Annotated in this window: 17 protein-coding genes; 5 read left to right on the top strand and 12 right to left on the bottom strand. The window is 72.6% G+C overall.

Annotated features, from left to right (window positions below):
• Positions 1-8: 8 nt before the first annotated feature.
• Complete coding sequence (locus tag ACIBBD_RS21095) at positions 9-2,495, bottom strand: alpha-L-arabinofuranosidase C-terminal domain-containing protein (RefSeq protein WP_399420981.1); 2,487 nt, start codon at positions 2,493-2,495, stop codon at positions 9-11.
• A 143-nt stretch (positions 2,496-2,638) separates the two neighbouring features.
• Here ACIBBD_RS21095 and ACIBBD_RS21090 point away from each other — a divergent pair, with 143 nt between their 5' ends.
• Positions 2,639-3,112 carry a DUF6314 family protein gene (locus ACIBBD_RS21090; protein WP_399420980.1) on the top strand — a complete coding sequence of 158 codons (474 nt, stop codon included), beginning with the start codon at positions 2,639-2,641 and terminating at the stop codon, positions 3,110-3,112.
• Here ACIBBD_RS21090 and ACIBBD_RS21085 read toward each other — a convergent pair.
• From ACIBBD_RS21085 to ACIBBD_RS21075, 3 genes are read right to left on the bottom strand one after another with little or no spacing between them, the layout of a single operon-like run.
• Positions 3,094-3,687: a histidine phosphatase family protein gene (locus ACIBBD_RS21085; protein ID WP_399420979.1), complete on the bottom strand. Its 594-nt coding sequence runs from the start codon at positions 3,685-3,687 to the stop codon at positions 3,094-3,096. The genes ACIBBD_RS21090 and ACIBBD_RS21085 overlap by 19 nt on opposite strands.
• 31 nt (positions 3,688-3,718) lie before the next feature.
• Complete coding sequence (locus ACIBBD_RS21080) at positions 3,719-4,177, bottom strand: GNAT family N-acetyltransferase (RefSeq protein WP_399420978.1); 459 nt, start codon at positions 4,175-4,177, stop codon at positions 3,719-3,721.
• A 17-nt stretch (positions 4,178-4,194) separates the two neighbouring features.
• Entirely contained in the window at positions 4,195-5,685 is a 1,491-nt protein-coding gene (locus ACIBBD_RS21075) for a PLP-dependent aminotransferase family protein (RefSeq protein ID WP_399420977.1), read from the bottom strand.
• Between ACIBBD_RS21075 and ACIBBD_RS21070 the strand changes: the two genes are divergently transcribed.
• Together ACIBBD_RS21070 and ACIBBD_RS21065 are read left to right on the top strand one after the other, a co-directional pair.
• Complete coding sequence (locus ACIBBD_RS21070) at positions 5,684-6,616, top strand: DMT family transporter (RefSeq protein WP_399420976.1); 933 nt, start codon at positions 5,684-5,686, stop codon at positions 6,614-6,616. The genes ACIBBD_RS21075 and ACIBBD_RS21070 overlap by 2 nt on opposite strands.
• A 94-nt stretch (positions 6,617-6,710) precedes the next feature.
• Positions 6,711-6,923 (top strand): DUF1918 domain-containing protein, encoded by a 213-nt coding sequence (locus ACIBBD_RS21065; RefSeq protein WP_399420975.1) that lies wholly within the window; start codon positions 6,711-6,713, stop codon positions 6,921-6,923.
• Position 6,924: 1 nt separating this feature from the next.
• Here ACIBBD_RS21065 and ACIBBD_RS21060 read toward each other — a convergent pair whose 3' ends face one another.
• Positions 6,925-8,163 carry a glycoside hydrolase family 10 protein gene (locus ACIBBD_RS21060; RefSeq protein WP_399420974.1) on the bottom strand — a complete coding sequence of 413 codons (1,239 nt, stop codon included), beginning with the start codon at positions 8,161-8,163 and terminating at the stop codon, positions 6,925-6,927.
• A gap of 188 nt (positions 8,164-8,351) precedes the next feature.
• On the opposite strand from ACIBBD_RS21060, the gene ACIBBD_RS21055 reads away from it, so the two are divergent.
• Together ACIBBD_RS21055 and ACIBBD_RS21050 are read left to right on the top strand one after the other, a co-directional pair.
• Complete coding sequence (locus tag ACIBBD_RS21055; protein ID WP_399420973.1) at positions 8,352-9,227, top strand: 3-hydroxybutyryl-CoA dehydrogenase; 876 nt, start codon at positions 8,352-8,354, stop codon at positions 9,225-9,227.
• A 183-nt stretch (positions 9,228-9,410) separates the two neighbouring features.
• The gene (locus ACIBBD_RS21050; RefSeq protein WP_399420972.1) at positions 9,411-9,668 is read left to right on the top strand and encodes a hypothetical protein; all 258 of its coding nucleotides are present in this window, start codon (positions 9,411-9,413) and stop codon (positions 9,666-9,668) included.
• A gap of 51 nt (positions 9,669-9,719) precedes the next feature.
• Here ACIBBD_RS21050 and ACIBBD_RS21045 read toward each other — a convergent pair whose 3' ends face one another.
• The 7 genes from ACIBBD_RS21045 to ACIBBD_RS21015 all read right to left on the bottom strand — a co-directional run bounded on the left by ACIBBD_RS21045 (position 9,720) and on the right by ACIBBD_RS21015 (position 19,046).
• Complete coding sequence (locus ACIBBD_RS21045; protein ID WP_399420971.1) at positions 9,720-10,265, bottom strand: NUDIX hydrolase; 546 nt, start codon at positions 10,263-10,265, stop codon at positions 9,720-9,722.
• 98 nt (positions 10,266-10,363) lie between these two features.
• Positions 10,364-11,704, bottom strand: coding sequence for a transcriptional regulator (locus tag ACIBBD_RS21040; RefSeq protein ID WP_399420969.1), 1,341 nt, complete (start codon positions 11,702-11,704; stop codon positions 10,364-10,366).
• Between the two features lie 225 nt (positions 11,705-11,929).
• The gene (locus tag ACIBBD_RS21035) at positions 11,930-12,994 is read right to left on the bottom strand and encodes a PP2C family protein-serine/threonine phosphatase (protein WP_399420968.1); all 1,065 of its coding nucleotides are present in this window, start codon (positions 12,992-12,994) and stop codon (positions 11,930-11,932) included.
• A gap of 227 nt (positions 12,995-13,221) precedes the next feature.
• Entirely contained in the window at positions 13,222-15,744 is a 2,523-nt protein-coding gene (pheT, locus tag ACIBBD_RS21030) for a phenylalanine--tRNA ligase subunit beta (RefSeq protein ID WP_399420967.1), read from the bottom strand.
• On the bottom strand, positions 15,744-16,865 hold the full coding sequence (pheS, locus tag ACIBBD_RS21025; protein ID WP_399420966.1) for a phenylalanine--tRNA ligase subunit alpha: 1,122 nt from the start codon (positions 16,863-16,865) through the stop codon (positions 15,744-15,746). Before pheS ends, pheT begins: the two co-directional genes overlap by 1 nt.
• A 136-nt stretch (positions 16,866-17,001) precedes the next feature.
• Complete coding sequence (locus ACIBBD_RS21020; protein ID WP_399420965.1) at positions 17,002-18,150, bottom strand: ATP-binding protein; 1,149 nt, start codon at positions 18,148-18,150, stop codon at positions 17,002-17,004.
• A 47-nt stretch (positions 18,151-18,197) separates the two neighbouring features.
• On the bottom strand, positions 18,198-19,046 hold the full coding sequence (locus ACIBBD_RS21015; RefSeq protein WP_399420964.1) for a TrmH family RNA methyltransferase: 849 nt from the start codon (positions 19,044-19,046) through the stop codon (positions 18,198-18,200).
• Positions 19,047-19,177 lie beyond the last annotated feature (131 nt).

Here is a 19,177-nt window from a genome sequence, read left to right as displayed (position 1 = left end):
CCGGCCGCCTACCTCTGCCTGATCCGCAGGAAGGTGACCGAGTTCGCCGGGAAGGTGTACGTGAACCTGTCGGCGACTCCGGTGAAGGTGGAGCTCACCGGGGCGACCGGGGTCTGCGTCTGCGTGTTGACCGCGTCAGGTGCGGCGGTCAGCGTGGTCACCCGCGCGGTGGAGGCGACCTTGGCGCCACCGAGGTCGATCGCCGTGCGGGCGTCCGCGGACTGGGCGTTGACGACCTTCACGATCAGGTCACCGGTCTTCTTGTCCTGGGTGACGACCTGACGGAAGGGCTCGGCCGGCTTGTCGTCGGTGAAGCTGCCCCACTCCTGGCCGTCGAGGTAGAGGGTGACCTGGCGGCCCCGCACCTTGATGTCGATGTCGTAGGCGCGGCCCGTCTCGACCGTCCCCGCCTTGGACAGGAGCGTCGACTTGCCGCCGTCCACCGCCTGCTCGACGGCGGTCTGGGTGTTGTTCCAGCCGCCCAGGTTCCACCAGTAGTAGTTGCCGGTGTCCTTCACGCCGAAGGCGACGAGGAAGCCCTCCTTGCCGGACTTCTTGGTGGCCTTCACGTGCAGGTCGTAGTCGTGCCAGTCCGTGTCCCCGGCCGAGACCATGGTGTTCTCGGCGGCGGCGTCGGTCTGGACGTACTGCCCGTCCTGGAGGCTCCAGCTGCCGCCTCCGGTGTGCGTCCACCGGGAGGCGTCACCGGAGAAGTCGTCACTGAGCAGCGTGGTGCCGTCGGCGCCGGTCACCTTGACGTCGTCGTACGCCGCCGTCGTCGCCCAGGTCGACAGCCCGACGGCGCCGGTGATGGGACCGCTCAGGGCGGGGGTGGAGGTGGCCGTCGAGGGCACGACGCGGTCACCGACGTTGTTCATGAACAGCTTCTGGACCTCGTAGTTGGCCGAGTTCCAGGAGGCGTGGTTGTTGAACCACACCATGTCGGGGCTCCACTGGACGTAGTCCTCGTTGGCGAACAGCGGCGCGTACGAGGCGAGCTTGACGACGTCCGCGTTGCGCTCCAGGCCGGTCATGAAGGCCGCTTCGGCGAGGCCGTTCTTGAAGGCGTTGCCCCAGGAGGCGTACTCGCCGAGGAAGACCTTGGGACCGCTGCGGTCGTAGGAGTCGTAGCGGTCGTTGTTCTGCAGGAACCACTGCGGGCTGTTGTAGTAGTGCTCGTCGACCAGGTCGACCCCGGCTTCGCGGTTCAGCCGCCAGGCCGTGTCGAAGGTGGAACCGGCGTCGTCCGGGCCGGAGTTGGAGACGACCGTGATGTCCGGGTACTCGGCCTCGATGGCGGCGCGGAACTGCGTGAACCGGGCCATGAACTCGACCGGCAGGTTCTCCTCGTTCCCGACCCCGACGTGGGTGAGGCGGAAGGGCTTCGGGTGGCCCATCTGGGCGCGCTTCCTGCCCCAGGTCGACGTCACGGGTCCGTTGGCGAACTCGATGAGGTCGAGGGTGTCCTGGATGTGCCGCTTCAGCAGCGCGTCGTCGACGACGGCCTGGTTCTGGCCGCAGCCGGTCACCAGGGCCGGGACGACGGGCAGCGGCATCGCGCCGATGTCCTCGGCGAAGCGGAAGTACTCGTAGTAGCCGAGGCCGTAACTCTGGTTGTAGCCCCAGAAGTTGGCGTTGGTGGCGCGTTCCTCGACGGGGCCGATGGTGTCCTTCCACTGGTAGGAGCGGGCGCGCTGCCAGCCGGAGGCCTCGCTGTAGTCCTCCATGGAGTTGGTGTTGACCAGGCAGCCGCCGGGGAAGCGCAGGAAGCCGGGCTTCAGGGCGGCGACCTTCTCGGCGAGGTCCTTGCGCAGGCCGTTGGACTGGTGCTTGTAGGTGTCGCGCGGGAAGAGCGACACCATGTCGAGGGCGGCCGCGCCCGAGGAGGCGACGGTCAGCCGGCCGTCGCTGCTGGTGCGGGTGCCGGTGAAGGTCGCCCTGTACTTGGCCCAGCCGCCCTTCGCGGCCACCCGGCGGGCGGCTGCCAGGGTGCCGTCGGCGTCCTGGAGGCCGACGGTGAGGGTGGTGCCGCCCTCGGCCCGGACCCACACCGAGAAGTCGTACTTCTTGCCCTGCTCGACGCGGATGCCGGTGTTGTATCCGGCGTTCGTGACGGACGCACCGGCGCCCAGCGAGAGGTAGCTGCGGTTGCGTTCGTTGAGGCGGCCGGCGTCGTTCAGGACCTGCGCGGCGCCGTCGACCGTCCAGGAGGTGAGGGGGGTGTAGGAGCGGTTGTCGACGGTGGAGTACTCGAAGGACCGGTTCTGCACGAGCTCGGCGTACAGGCCGCCGTCGGCGGCGCGGTTGATGTCCTCGAAGAAGACGCCGTACATCGTGTCGTCGATGGCCGCGCCCTTGGCGGTGGGGTCGACGGTGATGGCGTAGTCGGCGACGTCCTCGGCGTGGGCGGGCGCGGGGAGGAGGGCACCGGCCGTCAGGAGAGCGGTGGTGGTGAGACCGAGTCTCCAACGGGTGCGGGTGGTGCTGCGTGACATGGATACTCCGCGGCTCGGGTGGGGCATCGTTTCATTGTTCGAGATATCGAACTTTGATCAGCACTTCGAACGGCAAGATAGGGAGGGGGCGTGAGCGCGTCAATGGGTCGCGCAGCGACGGACGGGACGGAGGACGGTACGACATGGGCGAGTTCTGGCCAGTGCGTGATGCCCTGGCGTACCTCGCCGGGAGCTGGCGGGTTGAGCGGACGGTGCGGGACCGGGCGAGCGGCGACGAGGGGCGCTTCGAGGGCACGACGATTTTCGGCCCGCTCGCGGAGGGCGGGCTGCTGCACCACGAGTCCGGCACGTTCACCTGGCGGGGCGTCTCCCGTCCCGCCGAGCGCACCCTGCGCTTCCTGCCGGGACCGGTACCCGGCACGGTGGACGTACGCTTCGCCGACGGCCGCCCCTTCCACGACCTGGACCTGGCGACCGGGCGGCACGTGGCCGACCACCCCTGCGCCGCCGACCTCTACCGGGGCGAGTTCACCGTGCGGGACGCGGACCGCTGGCGGACGGTCTGGCGCGTGGGTGGCCCGGCCAAGGACCTGCTGCTCACCACGGAGTACGTGCGCGAGACCGCCGGCCGGGCCGGTCAGGCACGGGAGGGCTGAACCGACGCCCCCTCGAACCGCAGGTTCCACCGCCCGCCCCGGCCGGTGACGGTGGTCGTCGACAGGGGTCTGACGTCGATGTTCCAGTAGCTCGAGGGCGGCGCCTTGAGGGTGTACACCAGGGCGGCCCGGATCACGCTCGGCTCGGCCACGGCGACGATCCGGCAGCCGTCCTCCACCGGCCGCGTGTCGAGCCAGCCGCCGACCCGGGAGATGAACTCCAGCAGTGACTCGCCGCCGTGCGGAGTGGCCCGCGGGTCGGCCAGCCAGGCGTCCACGGCCTCCGGTTCCCGGGCCATCGCCTCGCCCAGCGTGAGTCCGCGCCAGCGGCCCATGTCGCAGTCGCGCAGGCCCAGCTGGACGAGGGGGGCGTAGCCGAGCGCGTCCCCCGTGGCGCGGCTGCGCGGGGTCGGCGAGCAGTAGCGCAGCTCGGCCGCCGCGAGCGGCAACAGGTCACCGGCGGCGCGCTGCACCTCGTCCCAGGCCGCCTGGTCCAGCGGCCGGTCGTCCTCGAAGCGTTCCGCGAGCAGCAAAGAGCTGCGCGCGGCGGCGACGAACGTGACCCGGAGTGCCATGCGGTGATGGTGAAGCGCGCAAGTACGCAGGTCAAGGGGTGTCGGCGGAGAACTTCTCGAAAACCAGCGCCATCCACTGGTCGGGTCTGGCCAGGGCCTCGAAGCCGATCTTCCGGTAGACGCCGTGCGCGTCGTGCGTGGCGAGCAGGATGCGGCGCAGCCCGTGCGGCCGGAGGTGGTCGCGCACGGCCGTGACGAGCGAGGTCCCGATGCCCTTGCCCCGTACGGCCGGGTCCACGTACACGTCGCACAGCCACGCGAAGGTCGCCAGGTCCGTCACGACCCGCGCGTAGGCGACCTGCTCCCCCGACCCGGTGTCGTAGGCCCCGAAGTTGAGTGACGCGGCGATCGCCCGGTCCTGCTTCTCCCGCGCCCGTCCGAGGGCCCAGTAGGCGTCGGTGGACAGCCAGCGGTGCACCCGCTCGGCGTCGATCCGGGCGGGGTCGGCGGAGATCTCGTAGCCCCCGGCGAGGGGCGGGACGTCGTCCATGGAGGGACCCTCACAGATCACGCCGAGGTGTGTCGACCGGATTGCGCGACCGTCTCGTCACAGGCCCTCCGCAGCCGCCGCACGCCCTCCACGATCTCCTCCGTCCCGGCGACCGCCGCGAAGCTCAGCCGGACGTGGGCGGCGGGAGGTTCGGCGCTGAAGTACGGGCGGCCCGGGGTCAGGGCGACGCCCGCGCGCAGGGCCGCCGCCGTGAACGCCGCCTCTCCCCCGGAGCCGAACGCCTGGGAGGTGCCCCCCGTGCCGTCGGGCAGGCGCAGCCAGAGGTGGTAGCCGCCGGACGGCACGTGCGGCAGGGAGAGTTCGGGCAGGTGCAGGGCCAGCGCCGACGTCATGGCGTCCCGCCGGGCCTTCAGCTCGGTCGCGATCGTCCGCAGGTGGCGGGGCCAGGCGGGGGAGCCGACGAGTTCGAGGGCGGCCTCCTGGAGCGGACGGGGCACGAAGAAGGTGTCGACGACCTGGATGGCGCGCAGCCGTTCCAGGACGGGGCCGCGGGCGACGAGGGCGCTGACCCGGAAGCTGGGCGAGGTGGCCTTGGTCAGAGAGCCCACGTGGACGACGACGCCGTCGGGGTCGTCGGCGGCGAGCGGGCGCGGCAGCGGTCCCGCGTCCTCGTGCGCCAGCCGCCGTACGAAGTCGTCCTCGACGACGAAGGCGCCCGCCTCGCGGGCGATGCGCAGCACCTCACCGCGCCGGGCGGGGGCGAGGACGGCGCCGGTCGGGTTCTGGAACAGCGGCTGGCAGACGAAGACCCGGGCACCGGTCGCCCGGAACGCGTCCGCGAGCAGGCCGGGCCGCACGCCGTCGGGGTCGACGGGCACGGGGACGGGCCGCAGCCCGGCCGACCGGGCGATCGCCAGCATCCCGGGGTACGTCGGTGACTCGACGAGCACCGGCGCGCCGGGCGGGGCCAGGGCGCGCAGGGCGGTGGTGAGGGCGGTCTGCCCGCCCGCGCTGATCAGCACCTCGGCCGCGGTGACGGCGGAGCCGAGGGAGCGCGCGAACCACTCGCGCAGCTCCGGCAGGCCCTCCACCGGGGGCCGCCCCCAGGCGCCGGGACGCCGTCCGGCCCGGGCCAGGGCCGCGGACATCGCCCGCTCCGGCTGCAGGGACGGGTGCAGGTATCCGCCGTTGAACTCGATCACGCCGGGCGGCGGAGCGGCCAGCGAGACCGTCACGCCGGAGGCGTCCACCGAGCGCGGTACGAGGTCGGCGGCGCCGTCCGCGCTCAGCGCGACCTCCTGCCAGGAGGTGTCGCCGGCCGGGCCGGACGCGGGGCGCGGCCGGGCGCGGAAGGCACCGGCGCCGGGCCGGGTGACCACCAGCCCTTCGGCGGCCAGGTGGGCGAGGGCGCGCGAGACGGTCACCGGGCTCACCCGGAACCGTTCGACGAGGGCTCGGCTCGAGGGGAGCTTTCCACCCGGAGGATAGCGGTCCAACTCTCTCCGCAGCCGTTCTGCCAGTTCTCCGACGCTGCTACGCTCATGCATGAAGACACAGAGTAGCGCTACTGCGCCGTCCTCGATAGCAGTCACCGCGCGGCCGACAGCTCGCCGGAGCCGGCCCGGGCTCGGCGGCACCCTCCAGGCAGCTCTCGGTGTCGTCGCCTTCTCCCTGACGTTCCCGGCCACCGCCTGGGGCCTGGAGGGCTTCGGTCCCTGGAGTCTGGTCGCCGTGCGCTGCGTCCTGGCCGCCCTGATCGCGGGCGGCTGTCTGGTCGCCCTGCGGGTGCCGGTACCGGCCCGGCGGCACTGGCCCGGGCTCGCCGTGGTGGCCGCCGGGGTCGTGGTCGGCTTCCCGCTGCTCAGCACGCTCGCCCTGCGGACGTCCACCACCGCGCACGCCGCGGTCGTGGTGGGACTGCTGCCCCTGACCACCGCTCTCTTCTCCGCCCTGCGCGTGGGCTCCCGCCCCTCCCGCACCTTCTGGACGGCGGCGCTGGCGGGCGCCGCCGCGGTGGTCGCCTTCACCGTGCAGCAGAGCGGCGGGGCCCTGACCGGCGCCGACCTGTACCTGTTCGGGGCCCTGCTGGTGTGCGCGGCCGGGTACACCGAGGGCGGCCGGCTGGCCCGGGTCATGCCGGGCTGGCAGGTCATCGGCTGGGCGCTGGTGCTGTGCCTGCCGCTGGCCGCGGCGGCCGCCGCGGTGGCCCTCGCCCACGAACCGGTCCGGCTGACCGCGCACGGCGTGGCCGGGCTGCTGTGGGTCGCGGCGGGCTCGCAGTTCCTCGGTCTGGTCGTCTGGTACCGGGGCATGGCGGCCATCGGCATCCCGAAGGCCAGCCAGTTGCAGTTGGCCCAGCCCCTGCTCACACTGGTGTGGTCGGTGCTGCTGCTGGGCGAACACCTGACAGTGGCCGCCCCGCTGACGGCTGCGGCGGTGCTGGTCTGCATCGCCGTCACGCAGAGGGCGCGTGGCTGAGCGGGCCTCGCGGCTCCCCTGTCCACCACCGCTCCGCGCCGTGGCCCCGAGGCCACGGCCCGCTGCTCCCGCTCTCGGTGAGGAGGCCCCGAAGATGCGTGCAACCGTGGGCGACCAGCTTGTCCAGCACGGCAGGGTGGTCGGTCAACACGACAAGGTCGGCGAGATCGTCGAAGTACTGGGCCGGGAGGGCAATCCCCCCTACCGCGTCCGCTTCGAGGACGGTCACGAGGGCTTGTGCGCCCCCGGACCCGACACCGAGATCCGCCACCGTCGCCGGGAAACCGGTCCGTCGATGGGCCGGTAGGTCAGCGCGGGGGTTTCGCCGGCTGCCTGTAGTGGTCGGCGACCACCCGCGCCATCGCCCCGATCCGGTCCCTCGCCACGTCCCCGGCGGCGAAGAAGACGTGCCCGCGCACCTCCGGATGGCGCCCGGCCAGCGTGAGGTGCCGGGACAGCTCGGCCGGCTTCTGCCAGGCCGCGGACTGCGCCGGATCCCCCGCCCGGTACAGCGCCTCCCCGATGTAGAGCTTCGTCCTGCTGCCCCGGGCGACCTGCGCCCACCAGGGCACGAGTGCGGCGTAGTCGGCCGCGGAGAAGCCGATGTTCCAGTACAGCTGCGGCACGATGTAGTCGATCCAGCCCTGGCGCACCCACTTCCGGGTGTCGGCGTGGACGGCGTCGTAGGACTGGAGCGCCCGGGTGTCCGAGCCGCGCGGGTCGGTGGAGGCGTTGCGCCACACCCCGAAGGGGCTGATGCCGAACCGGGTGGTGGGCCGGACGGCCTTGATCCGGGCGGCCGTCTCACGGACCAGCCGGTCGATGTTGTCGCGGCGCCAGGCGGCCCGGTTGGGGAAGCTCCCGCCGTAGCGGTCGTAGGACGCGTCGTCGTCGAAGGACTGGCCGGCCACCGGGTACGGGTAGAAGTAGTCGTCGAAGTGCACCGCGTCGACCGAGTACTTCCTGACCGCGTCGAGGATCGCGTTCTGCACGAACGCGCGGACGGCCGGCAGCCCGGGGTCGTAGTGGAGCTTCCCGCCGTAGGCGACCACCCAGTCGGGGTGTCTGCGCGCGGGGTGGGAGGCGACGAGCCGGGAGCGGTCGGCGTGGGTGGCGACCCGGTACGGGTTGAACCAGGCGTGCAGCTGCAGACCGCGGGCGTGGGCCTCCTTCACGGCCGTGCCCAGCGGATCCCAGCCCGGGGCCTTGCCCTGGGTGCCGGTGAGCACCTCCGACCAGGGCTCGTACGACGAGGGCCACAGCGCGTCGGCCGTGGGCCGCACCTGGAACATCACGGTGTTGAGGCGGTTGCGGACGGCCAGATCAAGCCAGGCGAGCAGCTCGGAGCGCTGCCGTGAGGCGGTCAGGCCCGGCCGGGAGGGCCAGTCCCGGTTGCCGACCGTCGCCAGCCACACCCCCCGCATCTCGGCCGCGGCCCGCCGGTCCGCGGCCGGCTCCGCGGCCCGCCCGGAACCGGCCGCCGCTCCGGTCGTCGTGAACGCCGAGAGCGCGGCCAGCGCGAACGCCCGCCGGGTCAGTCGCCCCATGGGACACACCCCTACATACAGCGCGGATCCGCTCGGTCGCGGATCGTCTCCGCGCCAAGAATGCCCCCACCCCGGTGATCGATCATCGATACTTGCTAGTAACGTGCACGATCGGAGCAGGCGGACCGGGACCCGGCAGACCTGCCACCGCCATCATGATCAGCGTCAGTGCCAGTGAAGGGGACGATGTGACGGGCATCCCAGCGGGAGACATCGCACGCGTCGGAGTGGTGGGCTGCGGCCAGATGGGGGCGGGCATCGCCGAGGTCTGCGCCCGCGCCGGGCTCGAGGTCAAGGTCGCCGAGACCACCGGCGAGGCCCTGGAGATCGGCCGCACCCGGCTGTTCAACTCCCTGGCCAAGGCGGCCGAGCGCGGCAAGATCTCCGAGGAGGAGCGGGACGCCACGCAGGCGCGCCTGACCTTCACCACGGATCTCGGCGAGTTCGCCGACCGCGACCTGGTCATCGAGGCGGTCGTCGAGAACGAGCAGGTCAAGACCGAGATCTTCCAGGTGCTGGACCAGGTCGTGACCCGCCCGGACGCCATCCTGGCCTCCAACACCTCCTCCATCCCGCTGGTGAAGCTGGCGGTCGCCACCTCGCGGCCGGACCAGGTCGTCGGCATCCACTTCTTCAACCCCGCCCCGGTGCAGCAGCTCGTCGAGCTGATCCCGGCCCTGACCACCTCCGAGGGCACGCTCAGCCGGGCGCAGCTGTTCGCCGAGAAGCTGCTGGGCAAGCACGCCATCCGCGCCCAGGACCGCTCCGGTTTCGTGGTCAACGCGCTGCTGATCCCCTACCTGCTCTCCGCGATCAGGATGTTCGAGACGGGCATCGCCAGCCGCGAGGACATCGACAACGGCATGGAGATGGGCTGCGCGCACCCGATGGGCCCGCTGAAGCTGTCCGACCTGATCGGCCTGGACACCGTCGCCTCGGTGGCGCAGTCGATGTACGAGGAGTACAAGGAGCCCCTGTACGCCGCTCCCCCGCTGCTCCAGCGGATGGTCGACGCGGGCCGGCTGGGCCGCAAGACCGGCTCGGGCTTCTACACCTACGGCTGACCGCGCCCGCTCCTTGCTTCGGGCCCGGCACTCCGCGGAGTGCCGGGCCCGAAGCATTCACACGGCGTGTGCGCCGCGGGCCCGCATATGCCGCGCGCACACTCTCCCCACCGGTCCACCGGGGGAGTTCACTCATCATGAGCATGCAAGGGATGGGAGACGACCACGGAAAGGAGCGGACACGTGACCGCCGACCCCGAGCATCCCGTCGTCCATGGAGAACTCGCGGAGTTACGTCGCCGGCTCGACGTGGCATACGCCCGCGTCGAGGGCGGTCTGGCTCTGCTGACGCACCGCACGGAGGAGACCGCCAAGGAGATCGACGAGCTGAGCACCCGGATCGTCACGCTGGAGCACGCCCGCTGGCCACTGCCGTCGCTCGCGGCGATCACGGCCGTCGGCGCCCTCGTCGTGACGATCTGGCAGGCCTTCGGGCGCTGAGGCCCGCCCCGCGGAACCGGTCCGCCGGACAGGCCCGGCGCCGGGTGCCGATCAGGTCGTGGTGTCCTGGCCGAGCCGGAGGTGGTGCAGGAGCAGTAACGCGGCCGCCATGGTGGCGGCCGGGACCTCGCCACGGGCCACCAGGTCGGGAACCAGCTTGAGCGGGACCCACTCCCGGCGGTCCGACTCGAAGTCGTCCACGGGGTGGCCGACGTACTCGCCCTCGTCCGACCAGTAGACGTGGTGCACGGCGTCGGTGAGGCCGTTGGACGGTTCCACGCTCATGAGGTGGTGCAGGGGCCCCGGCCGCCAGCCGGTCTCCTCCTCCAGTTCCCGGGCGGCCGCCCCGGCGATGTCCTCACCGTCCTCCACGACACCCGCCGCGAGTTCCCATCCCCAGCTGTCGGTGATGAAGCGATGGCGCCACAGCAGGAGGACCTCGTTGGCCTCGTTCACCACCGTGGCCACGGCGACGGGCCGCAGCCGTATGAGGAAGTGGTCGAGGTGCCGGCCGTCCGGCAGCTCGACATCTGCGAGGTTGACGCTGAACCAGCGGTTTTCATACACAGTTTGTTCGCTCTGTTTCGTCCACTGCACGGTTCTGCCACCTTCCGTCGAGTAAGTGGCAATATCGCAGTAGGAACTGTGTCGCGCCGGTGTCGAGTCCCGGTCTGCGGCGGTATCCGCGACGGTGTCTACAGCGGGACGCGCAGGGCCCCGTCGATGAGTTCGGCCGCCTCGGCCGTGCCCGCGCAGCCGCTGCGCACCAGGTGCTCGCGCACCGCCCGGAGCCTGTCGCGCAGGCGCTGCGACTCCATGCCGCGGGCCTGCTCGGCCATCCGCACAGCGGTGGCCACCGCCTTGTCGGCGTTGCCCTGGCGCAGTTCGATCGTGCTGAGCATGGCGAGCCGGTGCACCCGGCCCCGGTCGTGGGCGGGGGTGTCGACGGCGGCCACGGCATGCTCGGCCGCGGCGGTCAGGTCGCCGAGGCTCAGCAGCGCCTCCGCCACCTGGACGTTGACCAGCCCCGGCTGGACGTAGCCGGTCTCGTCGGGTTCGTGGCCGCGCCGGATGTGCTCGGCGGCCGACTCCGCGCGCCGGATGCACGACAGCGCCCCGGTGCCGTCGCCGAGGTGGGCGTACGCCTTCGCCTGCATCGCGTACAGGTCGGAGGCGAGGGCGGGCGTGATGTGCCTGCCCGCGGCGCGCAGCGCGGCCTCCGCGAAGGCGACGGCCTGCCGGTACTCCCGCATGAACAGCGACTGGTTGACGAGCAGCCCGATCACGTACGCCCCGAGCCCCCGGTCACCGCTGGCCTTCGCCAGCCGCAGCGCCTGGTGGAAGTAGCGCTGGGCGAGACCGTGCGCGTCGGAGTCGTACGCGCAGATGCCGGCGATCGCCACCAACCCGCCGGTGGCGCGGTGCAGTTGGCGGCCCGTCGCGTCGGTGTAGCCGCCGCGCAGCAGGGGGGCGGCCTCGGCGTTGAGGAAGCCGACGATGCGGCTGCGGGTCGCCACGCCGCCGGCCTTGCGGTACATCTGCTCGTAGTGGGCGCGGGCGGCGCGCAGCATCTCGATGTCGGCCGGGGTGACCCGGTGCCTGCCGCCGCGGGAGACGTCGACGTCCTCGGGCGGGTTCTCCCACTCCCAGACCGGCATCACGGCGGGCGTGCCGGTGACGGCGGGGGCGCCGAGGAGGTGCGGGCGCTGCTGTTCGTCGGAGCGCCACAGCGCGGTGGCCCGCTCGACGAAGCCGGACAGCGAGGTGCCGTGCGGGGCGGAGGGCTCCCCGGGGACGCCGAGGCCGATGTCGTCGAGGGTGACGGGCCGGTGCAGCCGTCCGGCGAGCACCTCGCAGATCAGGTCGGGCACCTGGCCGCGCGGCCGCTGGCCCTTCAGCCAGCGGGCGACCGCCGTGTGCTCGTACCGCAGCGCGAGTCCGCGGGCGCGTCCTGCCTGGTTGACGTGGGCCGCGAGGCCCGCGTGCGAGATCCCCGCCTCGTCCAGGATCGCGTCGAGCAGTGTGTTGGGCTGCATGGGTGCCCCCCGGTGGCTCGGTGCCGTCAGATTAGTGGGTCCGCGTTCACACGGGGTGTGAACGGAGTGCGCGGATCCACCCTGTGCGCGCTCTGTCGCGGCGCGTTTCCGGCCGGTTGACTGAATTGCCTCGCGAGAGGACCGCCGGGCCGTCGGCTCCCCCTCGAAAAGCGACGGCCCGGCGGCTCGCTCCGCGGGTCGGACCGGCGCCCGCGGTCCGTCGTACTAGGAGCGCGGTGTGGGCTGTGCGTCGTGGGTGGTCGCTCGCGCCGTTCCTCGCGTCCCCTGGGCGAGCTGGTGTGCGCGCTCGTTTCCCAGGACCAGCAAGGCGATGTCGTCGGTCGGTCTGCCGGCCGTGTGCCGGAGCAGGCCCCCCAGGACCGTGCGCAGGATGTGGTCGGACGACACCGGGTGGTCGTGCGCCGCCTTCGCCAGGACGGTGGGCAGGGGGAAGAAGCGGCCCCGCGCATCCCGGGCGTCCTCCGCGCCGTCCGTGTACAGCACCAGGTACTCCCCCGCGCGCAGGTGGCCGCAGCGCATGGCGGGCAGTTCGGGAGGCAGCGGGAACGGGCCGAGGGGCGGCAGGGGATCCGCTCGGGCCAGCGGCTCGACGCCCGTGCCGCTGAGCAGGTACGGCCAGGGATGACCGCAGTTCAGGGCGCGCACCTCGCCGTCCCGGCCGATCTCCAGCAGCAGGACGGTGACGAACTCCTCGGCGACCGGGGTCTCCGGCGTGCGGCCGCTCGCGGGGTGTTCGTCGCGGTGCCGCTCCCGCAGGTGCCGGGCCAGGGTCCGGTCCAGCCGGCGCAGGAGACGGCCGAGGTCGGGCTCGTCGTGCGCGGCCTCACGGAAGCTGCCGAGGAGCGCGGCGACCGTCCCGAGGGCGGGAAGTCCGTGCCCGCGCACGTCGCCCATCACGACCCGTACGCCGTGCTCGGTGGGGATGACCTCGTACAGGTCGCCGCCGACGGTGGCGCCGCGGTCGGCGGAGAGCTGTGCGGCCGCCACCTCGAGCCCGTCGACGCGCGGCGGCAACGGCCGCAGCAGCACGCTCTGCGCGGCCCCGGCGACCCGCCGCGCCTGTCTCAGCTCACGCAGCAGCGTCCGTCGGACGTGGTGGATCAATCCGGTGCCGATGGCGAAGAAGACGGCGCTGGTGACGATCCGGGCGCCCAGCCCGTCCTGCTGGGCCAGCGGGCAGCCCAGCTTGTAGGTGATCGCCATGGCGCCCCAGGCCATGGGCAACCCCAGCGCGAGGGCCCGGCGCAGCGGCCGCCTGATGCCGAACATGTCGATGGCCCCCCCATCTAGGCCCTGACAGCGCAGACAGACCGGCCCCGAAAGGCCGGTCCGATTCTGTCGACGTCAGGGCCCGGGAGGGCCGGATCAAGCGGACATCCCACTCGAACGAGTGAGGTGACCGCGGTGCGGTGACCGCGCCCCCGAGGGGCGCGGGAACCGCGCGACCGGACAGGACACCTCCGCACCCGGCCGGTCACGCAGTCCCCCCACGACGATCAGCCGCGCAGTACCGCCCCGGTCCGCTCGCCCGCCAGGGCCACGGCGGCGTCCCTCGCCGCGGACGCCTCGTCGACCGTCAGCGTCCGGTCCGCCGCGCGGAAGCGCAACGCGTACGCCAGCGACTTGCGGCCGTCCCCCAGCTGCTCGTCGTTCTCGTACACGTCGAACAGCCGGATGCCCTCCAGCAGCTCGCCCGCGCCCTCACGCAGCGCGGCCTCGACCTCCGCGTGCGGCACGAACTTGTCGACGACGAGGGCGACGTCCTGCGTGGCGACGGGGAACGTGGAGATGCTCGGCGCCTGCGGGGTGTCGTCGCCGACCGCCTCCAGGACGTCCAGGTCCAGCTCCATCGCCGAGGTGCGCGCGGGCAGACCGAGGGCCTTCAGCACGCGCGGGTGCAGCTCGCCCGCGTGACCGACGACGCGCTCCGCGCCGTCGACGACGACCACCAGCTCGGCGCAGCGGCCCGGGTGCCAGGGCCCGTACTGACCCTTGCGCACGATCAGCTCGGCACCGGCTTCCCGCGCGACCGCGCGCCCCGCCTCGACGGCGTCCGCCCAGTCGGCCGGGCGGCCCTTGCCCCACCAGCCGGCCTGCTCGCGGGCGCCGGCGAGGACGACGGCGACATGGCGCGGCTGATCGGGCAGCACGGCGTCGAGCGAGGCGAGTTCCGCGTCGGTCGGGCGGCGGTCGACCGGCAGATGACCGGCGGCGCGCTGCTCCTGGTGCGGGTGGAAGACCAGCCCGGTCTCGAACAGGGCGAGGTCGTGCGAGCCGCGCCCGTCGTTGCGGCGCAGGGCGCCCAGCAGGCCCGGCAGCAGCGACGTGCGGAGCGCGGGCTCCTCGTCATTGAGCGGGTTGGTCAGCCGCACGACGCGGCGGGCCGGGTCGTCGGCCTCCAGCAGCAGCTGGTCGAAGACCTGCTCGCCGATGAAGGGGTAGTTCGGTGCCTCGACGTACCCGGCACCCGCCAGGGCCCGGCCGACGCGCCGGTGCAGCCGCTGGCGGTGGGTGAGCCCGCGGCCCGACGGGGGCTTGGGCAGCGTGGAGGGCAGGTTCTCGTAGCCCTCCAGGCGGATGACCTCCTCGGCCAGGTCGTTGGCCTCGGCGAGGTCGGGCCGCCAGGACGGCACGGTGACGATCAGCTCGTCCTGCCCGTACACGTCGCAGCCGATCTCCTGGAGACGGCGTACGACGGTCTCGCGGCCGTAGGTGACACCCGCGACCCGGTCCGGGTGGTCGGCGGGGAGGGTGATGGTGTGCGGCGCGGACGGCGCGGTGACCTCGGTGACGCCGGCCTCCGCGGTGCCGCCCGCGAGGAGCACCAGCAGGTCGACCGTGCGCTGCGCGGCGGCCGCCGCGGCCTGCGGGTCGACGCCGCGCTCGAAGCGGCGGGAGGCCTCGGTGGACAGCTTGTGCCGGCGGGCCGTACGGGCGATGGCCACCGCGTTGAAGTGGGCGGCCTCGATCACCACGTCGGTCGTGGGGTTCGCCGCGCCCTCGGTGGCGTCGTGGTCGGCGATCTCGGTGTTGGCGCCGCCCATGACGCCGGCGAGGCCGATCGGGCCGCGCTCGTCGACGATCACCAGGTCCTCGGCGTGCAGCGTGCGCTCGACGCCGTCGAGGGTGACGAGCTTCTCGCCCTCCTCGGCGCGGCGCACGCCGACGGTGCCCCGGACCAGCGTGCGGTCATAGGCGTGCAGGGGCTGGCCCAGCTCCATCATCACGTAGTTGGTGACGTCGACGGCGAGCGAGATCGGGCGCATGCCGACCTTCTGGAGCCGGCGCTGGAGCCAGATCGGGGAACGCGCCTCGGGGCTCAGACCGGTGACGGTGCGGGCGGTGAAGCGGTCACAGCCGACCGGGTCGGAGACCCGCACGGGGTAGCCGAAGGCGTTCGGGCCGGGCACGTCGAGCAGGGCCGGGTCGCGCAGCGGCAGGCCGTAGGCGATGGCGGTCTCGCGGGCGACACCGCGGATGGACAGGCAGTCGCCGCGGTTGGCGGTGACGGCGATGTCCAGGACCTCGTCGACCAGTTCCAGCAGCTCGATGGCGTCGCGGCCGACCTCGGTCTCCGGCGGCAGCACGATGATGCCGTGGGTGCCGTCGTCGCCCATGCCCAGCTCGTCGCTGGAGCAGATCATGCCGTGCGAGGTCCTGCCGTACGTCTTGCGCGCGGAAATCGAGAAGCCGCCCGGCAGGGTGGCGCCGGGCAGGACCACGACGACCTTGTCACCGACGGAGAAGTTGCGGGCACCGCAGACGATCTCCTGGGGCTCGCCGGTGCCGTTGGCCTGGCCGACGTCGACGGTGCAGAAGCGGATCGGCTTCTTGAAGCCCTCCAGCTCCTCGATGGTGAGCACCTGGCCGACGACGAGCGGCCCCTTGAGGTCGGCGCCGAGGTGCTCGACGGTCTCGACCTCCAGGCCGGCCGAAATGAGCTTGGCCTGGACGTCACGGCCGGTCTCGGTGGCCGGCAGGTCGACGTACTCCCGCAGCCAAGAAAGCGGGACCCGCATCAGATCTCCATCCCGAACGGCCGGGTGAACCGGACGTCACCCTCGACCATGTCTCGCATGTCTTCGACGTTGTGGCGGAACATCAGCATCCGCTCGATGCCGAACCCGAAGGCGAAGCCGCTGTACTTCTCCGGGTCGACGCCGCAGGCGGTGAGCACCTTGGGGTTGACCATGCCGCAGCCGCCGAGCTCGATCCAGCCCTCGCTGGAGCAGGTGCGGCAGGGGCGGTCGGGGTTGCCGACGGACTCGCCGCGGCAGACGTAGCACACCATGTCCATCTCGGCGGACGGCTCGGTGAAGGGGAAGAAGTTCGGCCGCAGCCGGGTCTTCATGCCCTCGCCGAACAGCGCCTGCACCATGTGGTCGAGGGTGCCCTTGAGGTCCGCCATGGTGAGGCCCTCGTCCACGGCGAGCAGCTCGACCTGGTGGAAGACGGGCGTGTGCGTGGCGTCCAGCTCGTCGGTGCGGTACACGCGGCCGGGGCAGATCACGTACACCGGCAGCTCGCGGTCGAGCAGGGAGCGGATCTGCACGGGCGAGGTGTGGGTGCGCAGCACGACACCGGACTCGGTGCCGCCCTGGGGACCCTGCACGAAGAAGGTGTCGGCCTCGCCGCGGGCCGGGTGGTCCGGGCCGATGTTGAGGGCGTCGAAGTTGAACCACTCCGCCTCGACCTGCGGGCCCTCGGCGACCTCGTAGCCCATGGCCACGAAGACGTCCTCGATGCGCTCCGAGAGCGTGGTCAGGGGGTGGCGGGCGCCGGCCGGTACGCGGTCGTACGGCAGGGTGACGTCCACGGCCTCCTCGACCAGCACCCGCTGGTCGCGCTCGGCCTCCAGTTCCGCCTGGCGGGCGGCGAGGGCCTTGTTCACCGCGCCGCGGGCCTGGCCGACGCGTTTGCCGGCCTCGGCCTTGGCGTGCGGGGGCAGGGCGCCGATCTCGCGGTTGGCGAGGGCCAGCGGGGAGGTGCCGCCGGTGTGGGCGACCTTGGCCTCCTGGAGCGCGTCGAGGGAGTCCGCGGCGGCGAAGGCGGCGAGCGCCTCGTCCCGCATGCGCTCGATCTCTTCCGGTTTCAACGCCTCGACCTCGACAGGGTCGTACGACTTATTGGGTGCCGACATCTCTTCCCGTGCTTCCGATTGGCTGGCTGACGTCCCCGTCACCGACTCGTGGACAGATCGTCACGGTTTTTGGGACACAAAGGTGCCAAAGGCCGAGTCTAACGGGGTGGAGGTATGCGGTTGCGCCCGCGGGCGACTAGGCCAGATAGGCCGGGGCCGCCACGGGCAGCGTAAATCGGAACTGCGCGCCCCCGCCGGGAGCGCGGCCGACCTCGATCGTGCCGCCGTGGGCCTCGACGATGCCCTTGACGATGTACAGCCCGAGGCCCGTGCCGCCGCGCTTGCTGCCCCGCCAGAAGCGGGTGAAGACGCGGTTCATGGACTCCTCCGGGATGCCGGTGCCCTCGTCGCTCACGGTGACCGACGTGGCTGCGTTCTCGCCGTCCTCCCCTTCGCGCGGGGAGGCGGCGGGCGTGACGTCAATCGTGACGGTTCCCTCGCCGTGCCGCACGGCATTTTCGATGAGGTTGCTGAGGACCTGGTCGACCTTGTCGGGGTCGGCCCACAGCGCGGGCAGTGGCTGTTCGATGCGCAGCAGGAAGCGGTCGGCGGGCTGTCCGGCGGCGACGTAGGCCTGGATGTGCCGGCCGACGGCGGCTCCTATGTCGACGGGCTGGCGGCGCACCTCCAGCCGCCCGGAGTCGATCCGTGAGATGTCCAGCAGCTCGGCGATGAGACGGGTGACGCGGTCGGCGTCGGCGTCGACCGTCTCCAGCATCAGCCGTTTCTGGTCGTCGGTGAAGCGCGACCACTTGGCGAGCAGGGTGGCGGTGAAGCCCTTCACTGAGGTGAGCGGCGAGCGCAGCTCGTGGGCCACGGTCGCGATCAGCTCGGCGTGGCTGCGCTCGGTGCGGCGGCGGGCCTCGGTGTCCCGGAGGGAGACGACGACCCGGCGCACGGGACCGGTGGGCTCACTGCGGACGTACCGCGCGCAGACGAGCACCTCGCGCCCGCCGGGCAGCAGCAGGTTGCGTTCGGGCTGCCGTACCCGGATGGCGAGCCCGCCGTAGGGATCGGTCAGCTGCCACCAGCGCCGGCCCTCCAGATCCTCTAACGGCAGGGCCTTCTCCAGCCGCTGTCCGAGGGCCTCGGCGGCGGGGACGGCGGTGATGCGCTCGGCCGCGGCGTTGAAGCAGACGACGTGCCCGTGCTCGTCGGCGACGACGAGCCCGTCGGGCAGGTCGTCGGGGTCGATGCCGAGTCCGGCGAGGTCACCGGCCGGTCGGGCCGCGGGCGGGCGCCTCGACGTACCGGCTTCCCGTGCGCCGCTCGTACCGACACTCATCCCCGTACCCCACCTCCCAGACGAGGACCCGCGAGTTCGTCACCCTACTAGCTCTCGGTGACGGAGCGGCACCCTCCGGAGGCGCGCTGTGCACGGGCCGACGCGTAGAGACATACGGCCGCGGCCGTGGCGAGGTTCAGGCTCTCGGCCTTTCCGTGGATGGGGACGCGCACGACGGCGTCGGCGAGGGCGCGGGTCTCCTCCGGCAGCCCCCAGGCCTCGTTGCCGAACACCCACGCCGTGGGCCCGCCCATGGTGCCCTTGTCGAGCTCCTCGTCTAGGTCGTGGGGGCCGGCCCCGTCCGCGGCGAGGATCCGCACTCCGGCCTCCTTGAGCCCGGCGACGGCCCGCTCGACGGGGACGCCGACGGCCACGGGCAGATGGAAGAGGGAGCCGACGGAGGCGCGGACGGCCTTGGGGTTGTAGAGGTCGACGGAGGCGTCGGTCAGGACGACCGCCTCGGCGCCGGCGGCATCGGCGCACCGCAGGACCGTGCCGGCGTTCCCGGGGTCGCGCACGTGGGCGAGGACGGCGACGAGCCGGGGCCGGGCGGCGAGGATCTCCTCGAAGGGGGTGTCGAGGAACCGGCAGACACCCACGAGCCCCTGCGGGGTGACGGTGGTGGAGATGTCCTCGATCACCTGCTCGGCGGCGAGGTGGACCCGGGCGCCGGCGTCCCGGGCCTCACCGACGATGTCGGCGTACCGCTCCGCGGCCTCCACGGTCACGAACAGCTCCACCAGTGTGGACCCGGACGCGGCCGCCTCCCGCACGGCCTGCGGCCCCTCCGCGAGGAACAGCCGCTCCTTCCCCCGGAAGTTCCGCTTCGCGAGCCGCCGGGCGGCGGAGACGCGGGGGGAACGGGGGGAGATGAGGTCGGGGGTGGCGGAGGGCATGCGGTTCACCTTCGGCGACTTGGTTGACTTGTGGCTGGCGCGAGTGGGCTTGCTCGGGGCGTCGGCGTCAGCGGCTCCGCCGCGCGGGCGCGACCGGCTCCGACGGCCGCTGCCGCCGCCGGCCCCGCGGC

Origin of the sequence: Streptomyces sp. NPDC051315, from assembly GCF_044455165.1 — a bacterium.
GTDB lineage: Bacteria > Actinomycetota > Actinomycetes > Streptomycetales > Streptomycetaceae > Streptomyces.
Note: the sequence above shows the minus strand (reverse complement) of the source record. Positions and strands in the feature narration are given on the sequence as shown.

What these genes read in the sequence shown, in the direction of transcription:
- ACIBBD_RS21095 (WP_399420981.1), bottom strand. Translation starts at nt 2,495, where the DNA reads ATGTCACGCAGCACCACCCGCACCCGTTGGAGACTCGGTCTCACCACC.
- ACIBBD_RS21090 (WP_399420980.1), top strand. Translation starts at nt 2,639, where the DNA reads ATGGGCGAGTTCTGGCCAGTGCGTGATGCCCTGGCGTACCTCGCCGGG.
- ACIBBD_RS21085 (WP_399420979.1), bottom strand. Translation starts at nt 3,687, where the DNA reads ATGGCACTCCGGGTCACGTTCGTCGCCGCCGCGCGCAGCTCTTTGCTG.
- ACIBBD_RS21080 (WP_399420978.1), bottom strand. Translation starts at nt 4,177, where the DNA reads ATGGACGACGTCCCGCCCCTCGCCGGGGGCTACGAGATCTCCGCCGAC.
- ACIBBD_RS21070 (WP_399420976.1), top strand. Translation starts at nt 5,684, where the DNA reads ATGAAGACACAGAGTAGCGCTACTGCGCCGTCCTCGATAGCAGTCACC.
- ACIBBD_RS21075 (WP_399420977.1), bottom strand. Translation starts at nt 5,685, where the DNA reads ATGCATGAGCGTAGCAGCGTCGGAGAACTGGCAGAACGGCTGCGGAGA.
- ACIBBD_RS21065 (WP_399420975.1), top strand. Translation starts at nt 6,711, where the DNA reads ATGCGTGCAACCGTGGGCGACCAGCTTGTCCAGCACGGCAGGGTGGTC.
- ACIBBD_RS21060 (WP_399420974.1), bottom strand. Translation starts at nt 8,163, where the DNA reads ATGGGGCGACTGACCCGGCGGGCGTTCGCGCTGGCCGCGCTCTCGGCG.
- ACIBBD_RS21040 (WP_399420969.1), bottom strand. Translation starts at nt 11,704, where the DNA reads ATGCAGCCCAACACACTGCTCGACGCGATCCTGGACGAGGCGGGGATC.
- ACIBBD_RS21035 (WP_399420968.1), bottom strand. Translation starts at nt 12,994, where the DNA reads ATGTTCGGCATCAGGCGGCCGCTGCGCCGGGCCCTCGCGCTGGGGTTG.
- pheT (WP_399420967.1), bottom strand. Translation starts at nt 15,744, where the DNA reads ATGCGGGTCCCGCTTTCTTGGCTGCGGGAGTACGTCGACCTGCCGGCC.
- pheS (WP_399420966.1), bottom strand. Translation starts at nt 16,865, where the DNA reads ATGTCGGCACCCAATAAGTCGTACGACCCTGTCGAGGTCGAGGCGTTG.
- ACIBBD_RS21020 (WP_399420965.1), bottom strand. Translation starts at nt 18,150, where the DNA reads ATGAGTGTCGGTACGAGCGGCGCACGGGAAGCCGGTACGTCGAGGCGC.
- ACIBBD_RS21015 (WP_399420964.1), bottom strand. Translation starts at nt 19,046, where the DNA reads ATGCCCTCCGCCACCCCCGACCTCATCTCCCCCCGTTCCCCCCGCGTC.